At 46.0% G+C, this 18,851-nt stretch carries 17 protein-coding genes and 1 other annotated feature; of the genes, 2 read left to right on the forward strand and 15 right to left on the reverse strand.

What is annotated here, in order from left to right; translation table 11 throughout:
• Window positions 1–24: 24 nt before the first annotated feature.
• Together MKY01_RS21675 and pyrR are read right to left on the reverse strand one after the other, a co-directional pair.
• Window positions 25–939, reverse strand: coding sequence for an aspartate carbamoyltransferase catalytic subunit (locus tag MKY01_RS21675; protein ID WP_282322138.1), 915 nt, complete (start codon window positions 937–939; stop codon window positions 25–27).
• The gene (pyrR, locus tag MKY01_RS21680; protein WP_017687330.1) at window positions 936–1,499 is read right to left on the reverse strand and encodes a bifunctional pyr operon transcriptional regulator/uracil phosphoribosyltransferase PyrR; all 564 of its coding nucleotides are present in this window, start codon (window positions 1,497–1,499) and stop codon (window positions 936–938) included. The genes MKY01_RS21675 and pyrR overlap by 4 nt, the downstream gene beginning before the upstream one ends.
• A 708-nt stretch (window positions 1,500–2,207) precedes the next feature.
• Here pyrR and MKY01_RS21685 point away from each other — a divergent pair.
• Window positions 2,208–4,883, forward strand: coding sequence for a YhgE/Pip domain-containing protein (locus MKY01_RS21685; protein WP_339283475.1), 2,676 nt, complete (start codon window positions 2,208–2,210; stop codon window positions 4,881–4,883).
• 98 nt (window positions 4,884–4,981) lie between these two features.
• Here the strand turns inward: MKY01_RS21685 and MKY01_RS21690 are convergent, their stop codons facing one another.
• The 8 genes from MKY01_RS21690 to lspA form a co-directional block, all read right to left on the reverse strand.
• Complete coding sequence (locus MKY01_RS21690) at window positions 4,982–6,286, reverse strand: DUF6080 domain-containing protein (RefSeq protein WP_339283477.1); 1,305 nt, start codon at window positions 6,284–6,286, stop codon at window positions 4,982–4,984.
• A gap of 31 nt (window positions 6,287–6,317) precedes the next feature.
• Window positions 6,318–6,638, reverse strand: coding sequence for an EamA family transporter (locus MKY01_RS21695; protein ID WP_315371630.1), 321 nt, complete (start codon window positions 6,636–6,638; stop codon window positions 6,318–6,320).
• The gene (locus tag MKY01_RS21700) at window positions 6,625–6,954 is read right to left on the reverse strand and encodes an EamA family transporter (protein WP_017687326.1); all 330 of its coding nucleotides are present in this window, start codon (window positions 6,952–6,954) and stop codon (window positions 6,625–6,627) included. Before MKY01_RS21700 ends, MKY01_RS21695 begins: the two co-directional genes overlap by 14 nt.
• Window positions 6,942–7,574, reverse strand: a complete 633-nt coding sequence (locus MKY01_RS21705; RefSeq protein WP_036614827.1) for an HAD-IB family hydrolase — start codon at window positions 7,572–7,574, stop codon at window positions 6,942–6,944. Before MKY01_RS21705 ends, MKY01_RS21700 begins: the two co-directional genes overlap by 13 nt.
• A gap of 18 nt (window positions 7,575–7,592) precedes the next feature.
• Window positions 7,593–8,483, reverse strand: coding sequence for a decaprenyl-phosphate phosphoribosyltransferase (locus tag MKY01_RS21710; protein ID WP_074096975.1), 891 nt, complete (start codon window positions 8,481–8,483; stop codon window positions 7,593–7,595).
• A gap of 203 nt (window positions 8,484–8,686) precedes the next feature.
• A complete protein-coding gene (locus tag MKY01_RS21715; RefSeq protein ID WP_036674844.1) occupies window positions 8,687–9,940 on the reverse strand; it encodes an LL-diaminopimelate aminotransferase in 1,254 nt (417 codons plus the stop codon).
• Between the two features lie 110 nt (window positions 9,941–10,050).
• Window positions 10,051–11,022, reverse strand: a complete 972-nt coding sequence (locus tag MKY01_RS21720; protein ID WP_091028499.1) for an RluA family pseudouridine synthase — start codon at window positions 11,020–11,022, stop codon at window positions 10,051–10,053.
• Window positions 11,006–11,500, reverse strand: a complete 495-nt coding sequence (gene lspA / locus MKY01_RS21725; RefSeq protein ID WP_017687321.1) for a signal peptidase II — start codon at window positions 11,498–11,500, stop codon at window positions 11,006–11,008. The genes MKY01_RS21720 and lspA overlap by 17 nt, the downstream gene beginning before the upstream one ends.
• A 221-nt stretch (window positions 11,501–11,721) precedes the next feature.
• On the opposite strand from lspA, the gene MKY01_RS21730 reads away from it, so the two are divergent.
• On the forward strand, window positions 11,722–12,459 hold the full coding sequence (locus tag MKY01_RS21730; protein ID WP_339283481.1) for a TraR/DksA C4-type zinc finger protein: 738 nt from the start codon (window positions 11,722–11,724) through the stop codon (window positions 12,457–12,459).
• 38 nt (window positions 12,460–12,497) lie between these two features.
• On the opposite strand, the gene MKY01_RS21735 is transcribed toward MKY01_RS21730, so the two are convergent.
• The 5 genes from MKY01_RS21735 to MKY01_RS21755 all read right to left on the reverse strand — a co-directional run bounded on the left by MKY01_RS21735 (window position 12,498) and on the right by MKY01_RS21755 (window position 18,851).
• On the reverse strand, window positions 12,498–12,857 hold the full coding sequence (locus MKY01_RS21735) for a DUF5665 domain-containing protein (protein WP_339283483.1): 360 nt from the start codon (window positions 12,855–12,857) through the stop codon (window positions 12,498–12,500).
• Window positions 12,858–13,022: 165 nt separating this feature from the next.
• On the reverse strand, window positions 13,023–16,121 hold the full coding sequence (ileS, locus tag MKY01_RS21740) for an isoleucine--tRNA ligase (protein WP_282320765.1): 3,099 nt from the start codon (window positions 16,119–16,121) through the stop codon (window positions 13,023–13,025).
• A gap of 339 nt (window positions 16,122–16,460) precedes the next feature.
• Window positions 16,461–16,753 (reverse strand) — a binding site (T-box leader).
• 57 nt (window positions 16,754–16,810) lie between these two features.
• Entirely contained in the window at window positions 16,811–17,320 is a 510-nt protein-coding gene (locus MKY01_RS21745; RefSeq protein ID WP_017687316.1) for a DivIVA domain-containing protein, read from the reverse strand.
• Between the two features lie 240 nt (window positions 17,321–17,560).
• Window positions 17,561–18,343 (reverse strand): YlmH/Sll1252 family protein, encoded by a 783-nt coding sequence (locus tag MKY01_RS21750; RefSeq protein ID WP_307416744.1) that lies wholly within the window; start codon window positions 18,341–18,343, stop codon window positions 17,561–17,563.
• A 238-nt stretch (window positions 18,344–18,581) separates the two neighbouring features.
• Window positions 18,582–18,851: a YggT family protein gene (locus tag MKY01_RS21755; protein WP_017687314.1), complete on the reverse strand. Its 270-nt coding sequence runs from the start codon at window positions 18,849–18,851 to the stop codon at window positions 18,582–18,584.

Below are 18,851 nucleotides of genomic sequence, written 5' to 3' on the forward strand. Positions count from 1 at the left end.
CCTATGACCCACAGCCAGACCCTGTTACAGTTTCATCGCACGTTCCATAACCGCCATGCGGATTGGAACGCCGTTTGCCATCTGCGGGAAGATCCGCGATGCTTCACTTTCCACAACCGCGTCATCTACCTCGACGTTGCGATTCACTGGAGCAGGGTGCATGATAATGGTGCTTGGTTTTAGGCGTGATGCCCGTTCTTCCGTCAATCCGTAGTGTTCGCGATAATCCTCAGCTGAAGTAATTAAGCCATGTTGATGACGTTCCAGTTGAACCCGGAGCATCATGACTACATCTGCATCCAGCGCTTCTTCAAGACCGACATAAGGAGCATGCTCTGCGAGTTCCGGTGCCTGCATCGTTTGCGGTGCACAGAAGCGTACATCTGCACCAAACTTTTGCAGTGCCCACAGGTTGGAACGAGCTACACGGCTATGCAGAATGTCACCTATGATGGAGACACGCAAGCCCTTCAGTTCGCCAAATGTTTTCCTCATCGTGTAGAGATCCAGCAACGCCTGTGTGGGATGCTCATTGTTGCCGTCTCCGGCGTTCACGAGTGGTACATTCACTTTCTGAGCCAGTTGTTGCAGAACCCCTGCCGGTTTCAACCGGATCACGCCTGCATCAATGCCCATCGACTCAAGTGTTCGTACCGTATCGTAGATGGACTCTCCTTTTTCCACACTGGATGCGGCTGCCGTAAAGTTCAGCACTTGTGCGCCCAGACGTTTCTCTGCCATTTCGAAGGAGAAGCGGGTACGTGTGCTGTTCTCGAAGAACATGTTCGCAACGAAGCGTGATTCCAGTACAGGAACCAGTTTCTCTTTCTGCGCTTCCCAGTGAGCCGCTCGGTTAAGAATGGACTCGATTTCTCCTCGACTAAGTTCCTTCAGTCCAAGCAAGCTTCGGTCTCTCAATGCTGTCTGTGTAATCATTATGCTTGCTCCCCCCGGTTCTGAGTGATCTTGACTTCATCCTGTCCATCCGTTTCCATGAGTGCAACTTCGATCTCCTCTGATTTGGAAGTCGGCACATTCTTGCCGATAAAATCAGGTCGAATCGGAAGTTCCCGGTGTCCGCGGTCTGCGAGTACAGCCAGCTGAATGTTCTGCGGTCTTCCACAGTCCATCAGGGCATCCATCGCTGCGCGAATCGTCCGTCCGGTATAGAGCACATCATCGAACAAAATCACTTTTTTGTTATGGATCGAAAGTGATTCAGGTGTCATAATCAACATTTCCTTGCGATTCGCTTTATTTTCGTCCAAGCGGTCATCGCGGTAAGGAGTCACATCCAGCTCTCCCCAGGGGACTTTGGCGCCCTCGATTTCTTCAATCTTGGCGGCAATCCGTTCTGCCAGGTAAACCCCGCGTGTACGGATACCGACCAACACACAATCGTCGATTCCTTTGTTTTTCTCCAATATCTCATGGGCAATCCGTGTTAATGCGCGGCGGATCGCCGTCTCATCCATAATGACATGTGTCTCTGTGCTCATGCGTTCAGCCTCCTCAGGATTTCCCTTCAGCATCATGGCCCCGTGACGAGGAGAAAAAAAAAGACTCCTTGCCGTGTTTATTGGCAAGGAGTCTCCGAACTTCAGACCGCTCTGAAGAAAGTTTACTCTCGGGGATGCATCGCTTCATTTGCCGCAGCAAAAAACGATGTATCGTTCACGTTACCTTGCCAGTCTCACGGGACTGATTTAAAGGTGCTATTCATGTCGTTCATATTGCAGGACCTCACAGGGTTCTGTAATCAATATGTCCGTTTGTCTTCATGAATTATGACAGAAAGACAACCCCCTGTCAACACCTCACCATCGCAGGTGAAAACCCTCTGCTACGTTCTTCTTAGAATCAGCAGTTAGGCTGAAAAACATCCATGCACAATACATCTCATTGGTTATTCATAATTATACAACATTTCTGCATATTTATCCATAGGAAAATGAGAAATTTGATATAACCAAAATAAACCTCTTACTGTACTCAAAAGAGATAAAACACTTCTTTTTAGAACAGACAGTGAGTTTCATTTTACGCAATATATGAAGGCTCTGAATTAGTACCAAGTGAAATGGGTACAGTTTATAAACATGAACCCATTATTAGATACTGCAATAATACCGATATACATAAGATTCACAAATTTACGACATAGAAATAAGTTACGCCCTACATTTATGTACATTTAGGAGGAAGTCATGCGTCACATTTGGCACGTTTACAAAACAGACTGGTTGCATATTCTGAAGGTTCCCACAGGTATATTTCTAATTGTGGCTATTATTCTACTGCCCGGGGTGTATGACTGGGTCAACGTGAAGTCCGTCTGGGACCCATACAGTAATACCCAGGGGATCAAAATTGCGGTGACAACTGAGGACAAGGGTGCGACTGTTGAAGGAACCCATGTTAATATCGGAGACGAACTGGTATCCAGCCTTAAACACAACGAAAAGCTGGGCTGGACTTTTGTGGACCAGGCTGAGGCTAATCGGGGTGTGCAAACTGGAGAGTATTATGCAAGCCTGCTCATTCCGGGGGACTTTTCATCCAAAATTACAGGCATCGTTAATGGGAAGCTGGAGCGACCGGAAGTAATCTATACCGTCAATGAGAAGGTGAATGCCATTGCTCCTAAAATCACAGGCTCTGGTGTATCTGCCATAACAACACAAATCAATGAAAATTTCACTGAAGCCGTCAGTGAGGCCGTTCTGACCAAGCTGAATGAAGCCGGGGTTGAGATTAATTCCCAGCTTCCAACATTACGCAAAATGGAGAATGGCATTTTTACACTGGAGAAAAATCTTCCGGCTATTCAAGCCGCAGGTCAAAAGGTTCTGGAAGTAGAAAAAGCCATGCCCGAGATTGTAAAAGATGCTCAAAAGATCGTTGAAATCGAGAAAAAACTGCCTGAAATCAATGAAGCAGCACAGTATGTGCTCAAGGTGCAGGAGTATTGGCCACAAATTAATGATGCGGCTTCCGAAGTGCTGGCTATTCAAGAGCGGATACCGGATATACAAAAAGCGGTAGAACGCATTCGAGAAGTGGATGAAAACTTTAGCCAGGTATCAGATGTCATCCAAACGGCGCTGGATAAAACCAACAAAGCTCTGTCTATCGTAACGGCAGCAGAGCAAGGTTTGGACAAAGTATCACATATCGCTGGCAACGGGATTGAGCTTGCAGAGGGATTAAATCAGTTCGTGGATTCCAGTGAAGAAGCGTTTCAGACAATTGGCCCGACGATCCGCCAAAATCTGCTGCTGGTGCAGCAGATTACTAACGCTACAGGAGACGTATTTGCACAATTGCAAAATTCGGATCTTAATAACCTTCCTACAGTAGAAGATCTCGACCGGATTGCTTCACGTTTAGGGGTTGCGGTAAAACTCGTGGACAGTATGGCAGAACTACTGGGCAACATCAATAACTTGCTTCCAAGCCAACCACTTGCCGTTAAAATCACACAACTGAACTCCATTTCAGATAAACTTCAGTTGCAGATCCGCTTGGCTGGCATCATCAGTGATGCCATGCGTCGTAATACAACTCCACCAACAGACGTCATCGCTCAGTTAAATACTCTCTCGAAGGACATCAGCAGCGGGATTGGCAATATCTTAAACACCTATGAAAGTGAAATATCGCCTGCACTTGCAGCTGGTGCGGATAAGCTCAGGTCTACCCTCTCCACTTCAGCAGAAACTCTGCAAAGAGCAAAAGATCGTATTCCGGATATTGCGGACATTCTTGCATCAGCCAAAGAAGGAATTACGTTTGGGCAGGCCGAGTTGACAAAAATCCAGAGCGAACTGCCTCAAATACAATCTAAGATCCATGAGATATCAGAGACACTCGCGAACAAAAGTGAAGGTTTTATCCAAGCTCTGAACACAGTGTCTTCATTAATTCGAAACGATCTGCCCAAGCTGGGAAACAAACTGAACGAAGCAGCTGATTTTGTTCGTAATGATCTGCCTACTGCCGAGAAACAGATAGGCAAGGCATCCGATTTTGTACAGAATCAGCTGCCGGAGGTCGAAAAAGGAGTTCACCGTGTTGCCGCGCTTGTACGTGATGATCTGCCAGCATTGGAAAGTGCCATCAGCAAGGCTGCTGACAAACTTCGGGAGGTCGAAGGTAATAACCAGTTTGCGGAGCTCGCCAAACTTTTGCGCGGCGATATTGAAGAAGAGAGTGCTTTCCTTTCGAGTCCCGTGCAAATCAAAGAACAACAGCTTTATCCGATTCCGAATTATGGATCGGCCATGTCACCATTTTATGGCGTGCTGTCCTTGTGGGTTGGCTCAACACTGCTGATTTCTCTGCTTCGTGCCGAAGCTGAGAATCCAGGGGGTAAGTTCCGGGGATATGAATTGTATCTTGGACGTCTCGCTACTTTTCTGACCATTGGGTTACTTCAGGCGATATGTGTCACCCTGGGAGATATCTTAATCCTGGGTACCTATGTTGCAGATAAACTGTGGTTTGTCCTGTTTGCCATGCTGGTGAGTGCCGTATTTGTCACCATAACGTACACCCTGCTGTCCGTATTTGGAAATATCGGAAAAGGGATCGCCATTATCTTCATGGTGTTCCAGTTCTCCAGCTCCGGCGGTACGTTCCCAATCAGCATGACATCACCCTTTTTCCAAGCATTGAATCCGTTCATGCCCTTCACGTATGCGATCAGTCTGTTGCGTGAGTCGGTCGGCGGCATATTGTGGTCTACTGCCATCAAGGATATTCTGTGGTTGTGTATGTTCATCGCGCTGAGTCTCATTGTTGCTCTCGCTTTGAAACGTCCACTCAGCAGTCTCACCAAACGTTCAGCCGAGAATGCCAAGAAGACCAAAATTATTGCTTAACTCATTTTGCTCAACACTAATTAAGAAAAGGCCATTGGACTTTACATCCAATGGCCTTTTCTCGTTTCATTATATGAATCGATACATTTACTATTTGACTATTTCACTGAGCGTTCCTGTTCCAACTGATTATAGGATTGTTTGATTGTTGTTAATGTTTCTACATGGCGATAGATGTTGTTACTTGCCGTAACGATAACACATAACATGATCAAGCCTATAACCACTTTTTTCCCCAATCCCGGACGAAGACTGATGACGAAACCTCCACCCAACAGGAAGAACGCAAACAGATAATGTCCCGCATACAGGTACATATCATATTGAAATACAGCCAGACCAAAGCCCACGACGACATGAAGCAAAAAGGCAAACAGAATATATGGCACAAGGGTCCACACTTCTCGTTCACGAATGCCCTTAATGAAGCCCATGAATGCCAGTAGTAAAACAAAGATACCTGTCATCTGCACATAGATTGGATTGGAACGGGATAGATCCGTAACAAAGGCTGCCATGCCCGGGTCCAGTAAATGCATCTTCGGTGTCAGCATTGGATTAATCGTTAACATGTTCAATGCTTTCCAATGAACAGCGAACTGGAATGGTGTTGCATAGCTTGTTCCGCCATTTTGAATGCCCAACAGCCAGTTACTAACCCAACTGCGGCCTCCAAAGGCAACATACTGAATGCCAGTTAATACAACGATGATCAGAACCGCCAGTGCCATGATGCCGATGTATTTTTTCAAATTCGCCTTATTGCGCCATGTATTCATATTGAAGAATGTGGCAGCAGCAAATGGTACGATATTAGTCGAGGTTAGTCCAAAGTTAATCGATGCAAGCAATGCATTGGGTACATAACGTACGTCCTGACGCTCACGAGTATACTGCATGTAAACCACCGACAACAGAATAACGAACTGTACATAAGGATACGAATCCGGGATCAACGCGGTATACATCAGATAGGAACTGAAACCAAACAGTAAGGCAAACAGCAGCGGTACGATGGTCGATTTATCTTCTTTTTGACTCAGGAACAGATAAGCCAGCACCACCGAACCCGCATTCACCAGCGATTGCAGGATTAGAAAGAACCAGTTGCCTCCCAGCAGTTTCGCTACAGCCGCAAGGGTGACTGCGAGAAAAGAAATGAGCGGATGGATCACGGAAGAACTGTTGTCCCCATAATACATTGAAGGATCAAAGTTGAATAAATTAATTGGAAACAGCGTCGTATTAAATGGGGTATACGCCCCAAGCATCTCTGCATTATTTTCAATGTACAGAACATACGAGCCGTTCATTAAACCATAGAACAGAGCAAATCCCGCAAACAGGTAAAAGGCTGTCCAGTTGGCTCTGCGATTATAAAATAAGTGATCTAAAAAGTTCATGCTTTCATTTCACATCCTGATTAATTAAGTTCTAAAATACCAATAAACATAGGCCACCCATAATACATGCCACACCTATCCAGCGTAAAGGGCCCACTGTCTCTTTAAATACCAGCCGAGCTATGATGAGAGTCCAGACATATGTTAATGCGTTCGCAGGCAACACTACGGTTAATGGAAGAAACTTCAGCAATACAATATTCAGCAACGCACCAGTTCCGTAGAATCCAAGTCCCATGAGTACATGCAGACGATTGCGACTTGTCGCATAAGCTTTCAGTCCGGCCCCGCCCAGTGCACCACACAACGTCATGACAATTAATACGGCAACCATCCAGCTATCGATCAACACTGGTTAATGTCACCCCGATTCCAAGCAACACAACTGCTGCCAGCTTTTGCACCGTAATTTCTTCCCCAAGCAAAAAATACCCATAGATTAAGGCAAATACGTAGCTGGCACACATCAGAGGATAAGCAACTGAGAGTTTTTCCAGAGCAAAAGCTTTAATCATCAAAATCGCTCCAAGTCCATAACACAGAAAACCAACACCTAGGTAAATCCACTCGGTTAGTCCCCATTTCCAAAACAATTGACCCGTTGCTGTCAGAAAAGCGGAAACGAGCATCAACCATTTACCAGTATGACGCGATTTTATTTCCCCCACGTTAATGCCTCCATGTCCGGAACACGCTTGTTAATAAAGTATCGTTGACTTACAAGTTGCATGACTGGAAGGTCGGATAAGGAGTCCGAGTAGGAACATGACTGGTCATAATCAATGACCATATTCTTCTCACTCAGATAAGCCTGAATTCGGCGTACCTTCTCTTCCCCTTTGCAATTGCTGCCATCAACTCTGCATGTGTAACCATTCTCATGACGGACAAGTTCAGTTCCAATTACATGATCCACCCAGGGAAAATTATTAAAGTATTTCATATAGGCATGCGGAGATGCAGTTACTAGCAAGACATGATACCCTGCTTCTTTGCGATGTTGCATCTCTACACTGGCCTCGGCAAAAATGGACGTACGCAAGCGAGTATCAAAGAAATGTTCGAGATCTTTTTCAGACATACGCTCAATTTCTTGAAAGTAGGATCGTTTGACTTGTTCAACCGTCATAAAACCTGCCTTGAATAACACGGTATGTAATGCAATGACAGGTAATCTCCATACCTGCCACGGGTAACGGCGAACACCGTAATGCACAAATTGAAACATGGAATCACTGCGTATGATCGTTTTATCAATATCAAAAATTGCGACTTTCGTGCTTTTCACCCTGATCCCCCTCAGCCTTTATTCAAAGATTGCAAATATTGTAACAACACTTATCACATACAACATAACCGTAATTAATATAGGCTTGTCCTCAAACAGCACACGATCGGGCGAACCTCCCTGGTTCTTCATGTGGATCAGATACAGGTAACGGAACATGCCGTAAATGACCAATGGGATCGTCCACATGAGATGAATGGTTCGATCTGAAGTGAATGTGAACAGGGAATAACTGATAATCGTAGCTGTTGTCACAATCGTATTGAATTGATCCAGTAACGTAATGGAGTAGTTATCCAAAACCTTACGGTGTGATCCCGTATTTCCTTCAAGCAACGTAAGTTCATTTCTCCGTTTGCCAATGGCCAGAAATAACGACAACAGCATCGTACAGATCAAAAACCACGGTGTGAATGGCACATGGATCAGCACACCACCTGCAATGGCACGAAGTACAAAGCCGGCTGCAATGGTCATCATATCCAGGATAACGAGATGTTTCAGCACAAATGAATACGATACATTCAACAGGAAATAAACGATACATAACACCCCGAATAGAGGGTTCATCATGAAAGCCGTTCCTACGGAAAGGATTAATAGAATAATGCCAAACAACAAAGCATGACTCGGATTCACCTGCCCAGAAGCCATAGGACGATACTTTTTCACCGGATGCTGTCGATCCCTGTCCCGGTCTACAAAGTCATTTAAAATATAAACACAGCCTGCAACAAGGCTAAATAGAATAAAACCAAGCAACGTCGCAAGAATGGTTTCAGTCCGAATCTCTTCAAAAGAAAATAGTAACGCAGCAAATAACAGCAGATTTTTAGTCCACTGTTTGGGTCTTAACAATCTGATTAATCCTGACACTGTACTGCCTGTTCCTGTAGCCGGTGAGGACACCGTACTTGTTCGTGATGATAACAATTGTAATAACTCCCTTCAACAACAACTTCTGTATATAACAAATAACGTAAAGATCTAATCATATGTTGCTTGTATAATTTTGTAAAGGGAGTAAATGAAAAAATTCTAATATGGACATAAAAAAAGAGACCGTTTTCGGTCTCTTCGTTAGTACATGATTGAACTATTGGGTAATGCGATTAAAATTCAAATTGTACATCGCTCAGACGACGTTTGATCTCAGCAATAACACGTTTTTCTTCCTCTTCACCCTTCGCTTCAAAGGTTACGGAGAAACGAACAAAGTTACCCGCATCATCCCAAGGTACGGATGAGATCAGTTTCTCACGAATCAGGAATTGGGAGAAATCTTCGCCGGATTCGAAGCGACGTCCGCCAACCACACCTTTTGGTGCTTCTACATACAGGAAGAATGAACCTTTAGGTTTTTCAGCCTGGAAGCCCAGTTCGTTCAATGCGGCAACGAGCATGTCGTGACGGCGAGAATATTTCTCTGCAATTTTTTCCGTAATTTCAGGGTGATTCAATCCATAAGCAGCAGCCTTTTGAATCGCGATGAACTGACCTGAGTCATTGTTGTCCTTCACGTCACTGAATGCTTTGACTACAAGCGGGTTACCCGCTACAAATCCGATTCTCCAACCCGTCATGTTGTAGGACTTGGACAGAGAGTGTAGCTCTACGCCGACATCCTTCGCACCAGGTACAGACAGGAAGCTGAACGGTTTTTTGCCATCATACGTCAATGCTGCGTATGGAGCATCATGTACAACCACAACATTGTATTTCTTAGCCCATTCCACAACTTCAGTGAAGAACTCCACCGTCGCGCTTGCGCCTGTTGGGTTGTTCGGATAGTTCAGGTAGAGCAACTTCGCACGTTTTGCGATGTCTTCCGGGATAGCCGTCAGATCAGGCAAGAAGTTGTTCTCTTTCGTCAATTGGATGTTGAATACTTCTCCACCCAGATACTTCGTATGTGTACCCATAACCGGGTAACCTGGAACGGTCATGATCGTCACATCACCGGGATTGATGAAGCATGAAGGCATCATCGCCAAAGCCGGTTTTGAACCAATGGAGTGTACAATCTCAGTATCTGCATCGATACCTTCTACGTTAAATACGTTTTTCAGGTAGGAAGCAGCCGCAGCTTTGAATTCAGGAATACCATTGTCGGCATAACCACGGTTCTCAGGTCTGGAAGCTTCTTCTGCAAGTGCAGCTACAATGCCTGCATCAGCCATTTCGTCCGGTTCACCTACACCAAGGTCAATCAGTTCCACATCGGGAAAATCTTTTTTGGCCGAAGCTTTGGCACGTTTGATTTTCTCGAATTTATAAATGTTCGTGTCTTTACCATAGTTGGAGCCACCGATACGGTCGGCAAAATTAGTCTGAATGTAAGTTTCTTGGTATTTATCGATACTCATAACGTTGTTCATCTCCTCATTTGACGCAAATTTCTACACTTTAATATGAAGCATTTGCGTGATCAAAGCCATGGACAAAGTATCCGAACATTTGTACTTTCTTGGAGCTGTTAACGACTGCGTAGCGAGGCGAGCACGTCTTCCATATCTTGCGGAATCGGAGCTGAAAATTCAAGGTATTCTCCCGTTGTTGGATGCACAAATCCAAGAATGGCCGCATGAAGAGCCTGTCCTTGCATTTTGATGCCTTTATTCCGTCCATAAGTTGGATCTCCTACAAGCGGATGACCAATAAATTTCATGTGAACCCGAATCTGGTGAGTACGTCCTGTCTCCAGTTTCAATTCCAGCAAGGTGTAATCATTAATCCGCTCTGTAACGGTAAAATGCGTAACGGCATGTTTACTGTTACGTTCTGTGACCGTATACATTTTGCGGTCATTGGTATCCCGTCCAATCGGTGCATCAATGGTACCTTGATCATGATTAAGATGACCATGAACAAGCGCAATATACCGTCTATTCACCGTATGTTCCTTCAACTGAGCAGCCAGTGATGCATGAGCACGATCGTTCTTGGCAGCCATGATCAGGCCGGATGTATCCTTATCGATACGATGCACAATACCAGGACGCAACTCCCCATTAATACCCGAGAGGTCTTTGCAGTGATGCATAAGTGCATTAACGAGGGTACCCGACGTGTGTCCTGGTGCCGGATGCACCACAAGACCACGCTGTTTGTTGATCACGATCAGGTCGCTGTCTTCATATACCACTTCCAGCGGAATATCTTCGGCAATGATCTCCACAGCAGCTGGTTCTGGAATCTGTAACTCAACCAGATCCCCTTCGGATAACTTGGCATTGGCTTTGACTACAGCACCATTTACCGTAACCATTCCGTCTCCGATCCACAATTGAACTTGGGAGCGAGATACGTTATCCACGGCTTCCGTAATATATTTGTCAATTCGTTCTTTTTTATGTTCAGCGGCAACGGTCCATTCCATACGTTCATTGCCATTCATTAGTTCTTCGTCGTTAATCTGTTCCTTATTCGGATTACTCATGATGTTCATTCCCTTCAATCTTCGCGGCTGCTTTTTCGCGCCGTCCTTCAAGCAATGTCTCCACTATGATCAACCCTACACCGATGCAGATTGCCGAATCGGCGATGTTAAAAATGGGAAACGTATAACTTCCAAAATTAAGTTGTACAAAATCTACAACTTCTCCGGTCAATGCCCGGTCAAGGAAGTTGCCAATTGCTCCACCAAGCACCAAACTAAGCGCCACAGGCAGCAATTTGTGCGGGGTATCTTTTACCTTTTGCAAATACCAAATCAAGGCAACGACCACAATCAACGTAACCACGATAAAGAACCAACGCTGGTCTTGCAGAATGCCAAATGCTGCTCCTGAGTTACGATGTGATGTGATGACAAAGAAATTGCCAATGACCGGAATTTCTTCTCTGAGTTCCATCCGGGTTGCAATCAGATACTTGGTTCCCTGATCCAATAAAAATACGATAAAAGCGAGGATATAATACACCACGTTTGTTTGTCACTCCGTTCTTGTCTTTTCCAAACGATACCAGGCTTACGCCAGACTTGTTTATTGTAGCACAGCTGTTTGGAAATCGTCCACGACGCGCTACATCGCAATGCTTATGGCAAAAACGATAACATTTCCCTTCTGTAATCTTGCCCTCAATGGCACATCCTACAATAGAGTCAAAATCCGGATTTCAGCATGAAAGCAGAAAGGGGAAAATCATGTCACATTTTACTAACGAACAGCTACAATTTCTACGTTCCCAACTGATGTCCGATAAGCGCGATATTGAACATAGACTTTCGGAAAACGAGCATTATGGCCTTGGAGATTCCCTTAAACTACAGACAGGTGAATTATCACCAATTGATAATCATCCTGGAGACATAGCTACGGAGGTGTATGAACGCGAGAAAGATATTTCCCTACTGGAACATGATGAATTCCAATTGGAACGAATCGATTCTGCACTGCACTCCATCGAAGAAGGACATTACGGTACATGTGCGGTCTGCCAGCAACCCATCCCTTATGAACGCATGGAAGCTGTCCCCTACACCAAATACTGCAAAAAACATCAACCAGAAACCGTTGTCTCTGAGAACCGCCCTGTAGAGGAAGAATTCCTTGCCCCGGCATTTGGTCGAACCAGTCTGGACGAGCATGATGATCAAAATGGCTTCGATGGTGAAGACACCTGGCAGATTGTTGAAAGCTGGGGCACATCGAACTCACCAGCCATGGCTGAAGGACGCGATATCGACAGCTATGATGTTATGGCGATTGAAGCCACCGATGAAGTGGAAGGCTGCGTTGAAGCGTACGAAAGCTTTGTTGCCACGGACATCTATGGTCATGACGTCTCCATCGTGCGCAATCGGCAATATCGCCAGTACCTGGAGAACCGTGAGGGCGAGGGTCTGTTAGAACCGGATATGGAGACGGATGACACGTATTAATTGCATTTTGATATCATTTGCTTTTTTCGCTTAATCGCTTAGTATGTGTTCATATCAAGTTGGCGCTGGACAATGCGCACAATATCAGCGATGTAATCTCCAACAATGGGAAGATTGAGCGCCCCAAGTAGCTGCAAAACGTAAATGATCGTTGCTGCGAAAAAGGTAAACCCAATCGCAATCCCCACACCTCGTGCGGCTCCAGACAACAGGTTAAGTCCAATCAATTTCCATGGTCTGTTCAGCAATTCTGTGTATTGCGCTATTCGTGAACGTTCCAGTTCATTCGCCAGACGGTTCGTCAGGGTATGTAACTCTTCAATTTTGTCATGGGAATTGAAATTATCTGATGTTGATTGTTGTGAAGTGGATGCGGTTTGCTTGTCATGTTCGCTCATGTTTTGGTCAGTTCCTTTGATCAATATAGATTGACTGCACTATAGAATCATTGCCTTATTACCTAAAAAACAAACGAGCCCAGAACCAGGGAATATGTCCCTGCCTCTGCGGCTCGTTTGTTTATACTCTATATTCTGTCCTAATTGAATGGGACATGCTCCGAATTACGCTTCGATGTAAATACCGATCGATTTGCCTCCGGCTTCAACGCGTTCCATGGACTCATTCGAGCCAAATGTAACTTCGGTTACGAGAACATTTTCACGCAACACATCATCAAACGCCTGAATAGCTTCCTGAAGGGATGCATCCACATCCAGTGTCAAACGTACTCTTTTCTCAATCGGCAGGTCCAGACGTTTCCGGGTATCCTGCACAGCACGAACCACTTCACGGACCCAACCTTCCTGTTCCAAGGCTACCGTGATTTCGGTATTCAGCGCAACCGTCAGACCGTAACCTGATGCTGAAGCAAAACCTGATTTGGCCTGTTTATCAACCAATAATTCTTCACTCGTTACTTGCAGCTCTTCGCCTTCCGGTGAAACGATGTTCAGTACACCTTCCGAAACCACTTTACGCGTCTCATCGGCTGACATTCCCTTGAAGAAGTTTTGCAGGAACCCTACGTTTTTACCGTATTTCTTACCTGCAACTTTCAGGTTCAGCTTCAATGTAAAGTCAACGAATTCCGCATCATTATGCTCCGTACGGATTCCTTTTACATTGATCTCTTCTTTGATGATCTCTTCATAACTTGTCAGGTCAAAGCCTTTATCCAGGGAAACGATCAATTCAGACAGCGGCTGACGTGTCTTGATGCCTGTTTCGTTACGAACGTTACGGGCAAGTTCAACCACGCGGCGAGCCGTCTCCATATCCTGTTCCAGTCCTGCATCAATCAGCGCTTCGTTAGCTACCGGATAGTCTTCCATGTGCACACTCTCACCTGTTGCAAGGTTCAAATAGATGTCTTCTGCCAGCATCGGTGTGAACGGAGCAACCAACTTCGCGGTAGTCACCAGTACCTCAGTCAATGTACGGTAAGCGTCCAGTTTATCCTCTGTCAGCCCACTTCCCCAGAACCGGTCACGGGAACGACGGATGTACCAGTTACTCAACTCATCAACAAATGCTTCAATCGCTTTGGAGGAGTTCAGATAATCGTTAACCAGCAATGCTTTTTCTACAACCAGGATCAGACTGTTCAGTCTCGACAGAATCCAGCGATCCAGCTTGTGTGCGGACAGTTGGAACGGGTGCTCCTGTGGATCAAATCCATCAATGGTAGCATAAAGCGTCAGGAATGCATGGGTGTTGACCAGCGTATCCACCATTTTGGATTTTGCTTCGCCTACGATACCTTTGGAGAAACGTTTGCTGTTCCACGGTGCACTGTCAGACAACAAAGCCCAGCGGAATGCATCTGTACCGTATTCTTCAATTACTTCCCAAGGATCGATAACGTTACCTTTGGATTTGGACATCTTCTGTCCGTTCTCGTCAAGAACGTGTCCTGTAGCCATAACCGCTTTGTAAGGCGCTTTGCCTGTCAAAAGGGTGGAAACCGCCAGCAAGCTGTAGAACCAGCCACGTGTCTGGTCAATCCCTTCACAGATCATATCCGCAGGGTACTGCTGTTCGAATACTTCTTTATTTTCAAATGGATAGTGCTGCTGGGCAAACGGCATGGAGCCGCTGTCGAACCAGACATCGATCACTTCCGGTGTACGTTTCATCTCATATTTGCCACAAGAGCTCATGACTTTAACGTCATCCACATATGGTTTATGCAATTCAAGATTCTCTGGCACATCACCTACCGCACGAGCACGCAATTCTGCAATGCTGTGTGGAGCAAATTGTTCGCCAGTCTCCTCGCACACCCAGATGTTCAGCGGAGTTCCCCAATAACGATCACGGCTGATGTTCCAATCCACCAGATCTTCAAGGAATTTCCCAAAGCGACCTTCACGAACGTGACCTGGGTACCAATCCACTTCACTGTTGTTGGCAATCAATTGGTCCTTGATGGCTGTTGTTTGGATAAACCAGCTGTCCATCGCATAGTACAGAAGCGGTGTATCACAACGCCAGCAGAATGGATAGCTGTGCTCATATTTTTCTTTGCTGAACAACCGTCCATGCTCAGACAGATATCGCACGATATCAATATCACAATCCTTCACGAAACGTCCCGCAAAGTCAGTAACCTCAGCGACAAATTTGCCTTCCAAGTCCACCATGTTCACAAAGCTGATCCCATTCTCACGGCATACACGATAGTCATCTTCACCATGGGCAGGAGCCATGTGTACGATACCCGTACCACTTGCATCCGTTACAAAGCCTGCACCCAGAATGATGTTGGCTTTCTCAGCCTGTACGTAGTTGAACGGAGGATCATACGTTTTGCCAACCAGATTGGCACCTTTCAGTGCACCGATGATCTCATACTCACCCTTGGTATCTTTCATCACTTTTTCAACCAGATTGGTTGCCATGATGTACACTTCATCACCTTGACGAACACGGGAGTAGTCCATATCCGGATTCACGGCAAGTGCAACGTGTGAAGGCAGTGTCCAAGGTGTTGTCGTCCAAGCCAGTACAAATTCTCCGCTGTCATTCAGTTTGAATTTCGCTGTAGCACTCAGATCTTTGACGTCTTTGTACCCTTGTGCAACTTCATGGGAACTCAGTGTTGTCTGACAAGAAGGACAATACGGGCTCACACGGTGACCACGATACAACAGGCCTTTCTCATGGATTGTCGCCAGGATGTTCCATACACTCTCGATGTAGTTGTTATCAAGGGTGATATACGGGTTATTCATATCCGTCCAATATCCGATACCTTCTGTCAGATCACGCCATTGTTGCTCGTATTCGAATACGCTCGCTTTACATTCGTTAATGAATTTCTCCACGCCGTAATCTTCGATTTCCCACTTGTGGGAGATACCAAGCTTTTTCTGTACACCCAGTTCTACAGGCAGACCATGTGTATCCCAACCCGCTTTACGAACGACACGGTAACCTTTCATCGTGTTATACCGTCCAACAAAATCCTTGATTACCCGTCCCAGTACGTGACCGATATGCGGTTTTCCGTTCGCTGTAGGCGGCCCTTCATAAAATACGAAGTTTGGTTTTCCCTCCCGGTTTTCGATGGACCTTTTGAATGTATTCTCCGTTTTCCATTTATCTAACACGCGTAATTCTCTGGCACGTGCCTTCTCTTTGACGTCAACTCGTTGCATGATGATTATCTTCCCTTTCTTTGGTTGGATTGTGGACCGTCCACAAAAAGCGTTTCAATCCCCCTAAATCCCCCTTGCCAAGGGGGACCCCATAGGCGCTCCGCCCTCTGGACACCCGGGATGGGTTGTCGTTGGCGGATCGGTGGCGGTTATGGGCGAGGGTTAATGTGCGTAGTGGCGGCCATTTTGGGGCTGTTCCCTGCGTGAACGCCGCATGGCCTTACTGCGAGGCGGGTGTTGCCGGGTGCTTCGCTCTCCCGGCGGGCGGCTCTCTCCTTGAGGTCCCTTCGGGCCTCATGGACGTTCGCCTTTTTTGGACACAAAAAAGCCCCGTCCCTGGAAAGGGACGAGGCTATACTCGCGTTACCACCCTAATTCTGTTCATCACAAACCACATCCAGGCAAGCCTGGGTATGCTCTGTCATCAACAGCGCTTATGCCCCGCTAAACTACTGCAGGGTGCCGTTATAACGTACGGCTTACGGTTCGGCTTACACACGGCAATCATAATCACCGCTTCAGCGTCACTTCTCCGGGGAGATATTCGGCTATAACTCATCCATTGGTTTGCACCAACCACCAACTCTCTGAGGGATGAGATCATAACGTACTGAACCCGTCATGGAATCACTATTCATTATGAATATAGTTATAGCCTCTTTGCAGACAAAAGTCAACCAGGCGACAGACTAATAAATTTCTTTCATCTCCCGCTCACGGTCACGCACTTCCTGCTCCCGGCTCTCCAGCACTTCCCAACCATCCTGAGTCAACAGTTCAAGCTGCGCTTCAACAAGCGTGCGGAAACGGGCACGATAAATCGAGGCCTGCTTTTTCAGTTCTTCCACTTCCAAAGCAATTTTGCGAGATTTGCCCAACGATTCGTTCACGATCCGGTCTGCATTTTTCTCTGCTTCCTTCACGATCAACTGCGCTTCTTTCTTCGCATTACCCTTCACATCATCAGCAGCTTCCTGCGCAATGATAATCGTTTTGCTAAGCGTCTCTTCAATTGTAGAAAAATGATCCAGTTTCTCCTGAACGGACAGCAACTGATTGCTCAGCTCTTTGTTCTCGCGAATGACGCCTTCGTAATCTTTGATGACTTGATCCAGGAATTCATTGACTTCATCCTCGTCATACCCGCGCAAACGTCGGGAAAATTCCTTGTTGTGTATGTCCAGCGGCGTTAATGGCATGCTGTCCACCTCCTGTTAAAGTTCCTTCCCGTCCAGAGAAGGTTTGCAGCATATGGGTACCACCCAAGGGGCCGTATCGTTGATGCCTAACCTTGGCAACGTATACGGAATGCAGGATCAGAATTGCATCCTCCAACGTTCATGCAAAGCTTTGACTTAATGTTTATCGGATACACCGCGTATTTTCTACACCTTTATGATAAACATTTCGACAAGAAAGCGGATTTTCCTGCAACAGACTCAGGCAAATTTGCCGATTTTCACTCGGCAGCGCCCTTTTTTGGTCATCCCATCCTGTTCCATAACCTTGAAACGGCCAAATCCCTGAATGGATACGACATCACCCGCTTTTAGCGATTTGGAGGGATCTTCCTCAACCTTCCAGTTCACACGGCAGCGACCAGCTTTGATTGGCACCAGCACTTTACTGCGACTAAGCCGATACACATCTGCGCAGATTCCATCCAAACGAAGCGAAGCGACCGTAATGTCCATCGTCTCCAGTTTACTCTCTGACCATCGCATCTGATCCAAAGGAAGTAACTCTGTGAACACATGTAACCGATGCACCTGATTCAGTTGAAGCGATAAAAAAGCGCCGGTTTCCGCCGCCACCACTGTATGGCAACCGTCCTCCAGCACTTGGATATCTCCGATCTTTCCACGTTTCATCCCAAGCCCGAGCAGGGAACCCATATAGTCCCCATGCTCCAGCTCCGAGATTTTCTGATCATCAGACGTGATGCTGAGCACCTGCATTCCCATATCCTCATCATCCAGATACATATAATCAGGTGCAACCAGCGCACGCTTGCGTTCAGCAGCCTCGTAACCACCATCCAGACGAATCTGAACGTCGTTACGGCGATTGGCAAGAGTCTGTAATATAAAAACCTGTCTTGGATCAAGAAAGTCAGTTAGCTTCATGTCATGATACTTACCCGCCTGCTCAACCCAATCCGAAGCCTTATCTACAAAATCTCGCTCATCATGGCTAAAATGTTCGTAAATTTCACCGCTCATCTATGTCACCCTACCCTAATAGTCCGTGTTCAAAAAGACCGGTTTTCAGTACCGAGAAGATGGGATAAAGCTAGAGATGGAGTAGCGGAGCGTAGAAAAAACTACGTGAGCAACTACAATGTTTCCGAAGGAAACATACTTCGTAAGCCTCCCGCTTATTTCGGCTGAATTCCATATTCGATGCTGACGATGCCACTAGGCACCCTTCGTAATCAAAAGCGGACTTTTTGAACAACCTCTAATATGCAAAATACCGGAGTATGGAGATTAGCCCATTAAGCGCAAGTTGCAGAACGATCAGCGCCACAATCGGGGAAATATCCAGCACACCGAACAAAGGCGGTATAAATCGGCGAAACGGACTTAGATATGGTTCCACTAATTTGCCCAGCCATTCACCGATAAAGCTTTCCCGTGCGTTGGGAAGCCATGACATCAATATGTAGACGATGACCATGTAAAAGTAAATTTGATATGCAAAACCCAAAATATTAACTAACGACTCCAA

This window comes from Paenibacillus sp. FSL R5-0486 (assembly GCF_037975155.1).
In the GTDB taxonomy this organism is placed as follows: domain Bacteria; phylum Bacillota; class Bacilli; order Paenibacillales; family Paenibacillaceae; genus Paenibacillus; species Paenibacillus amylolyticus.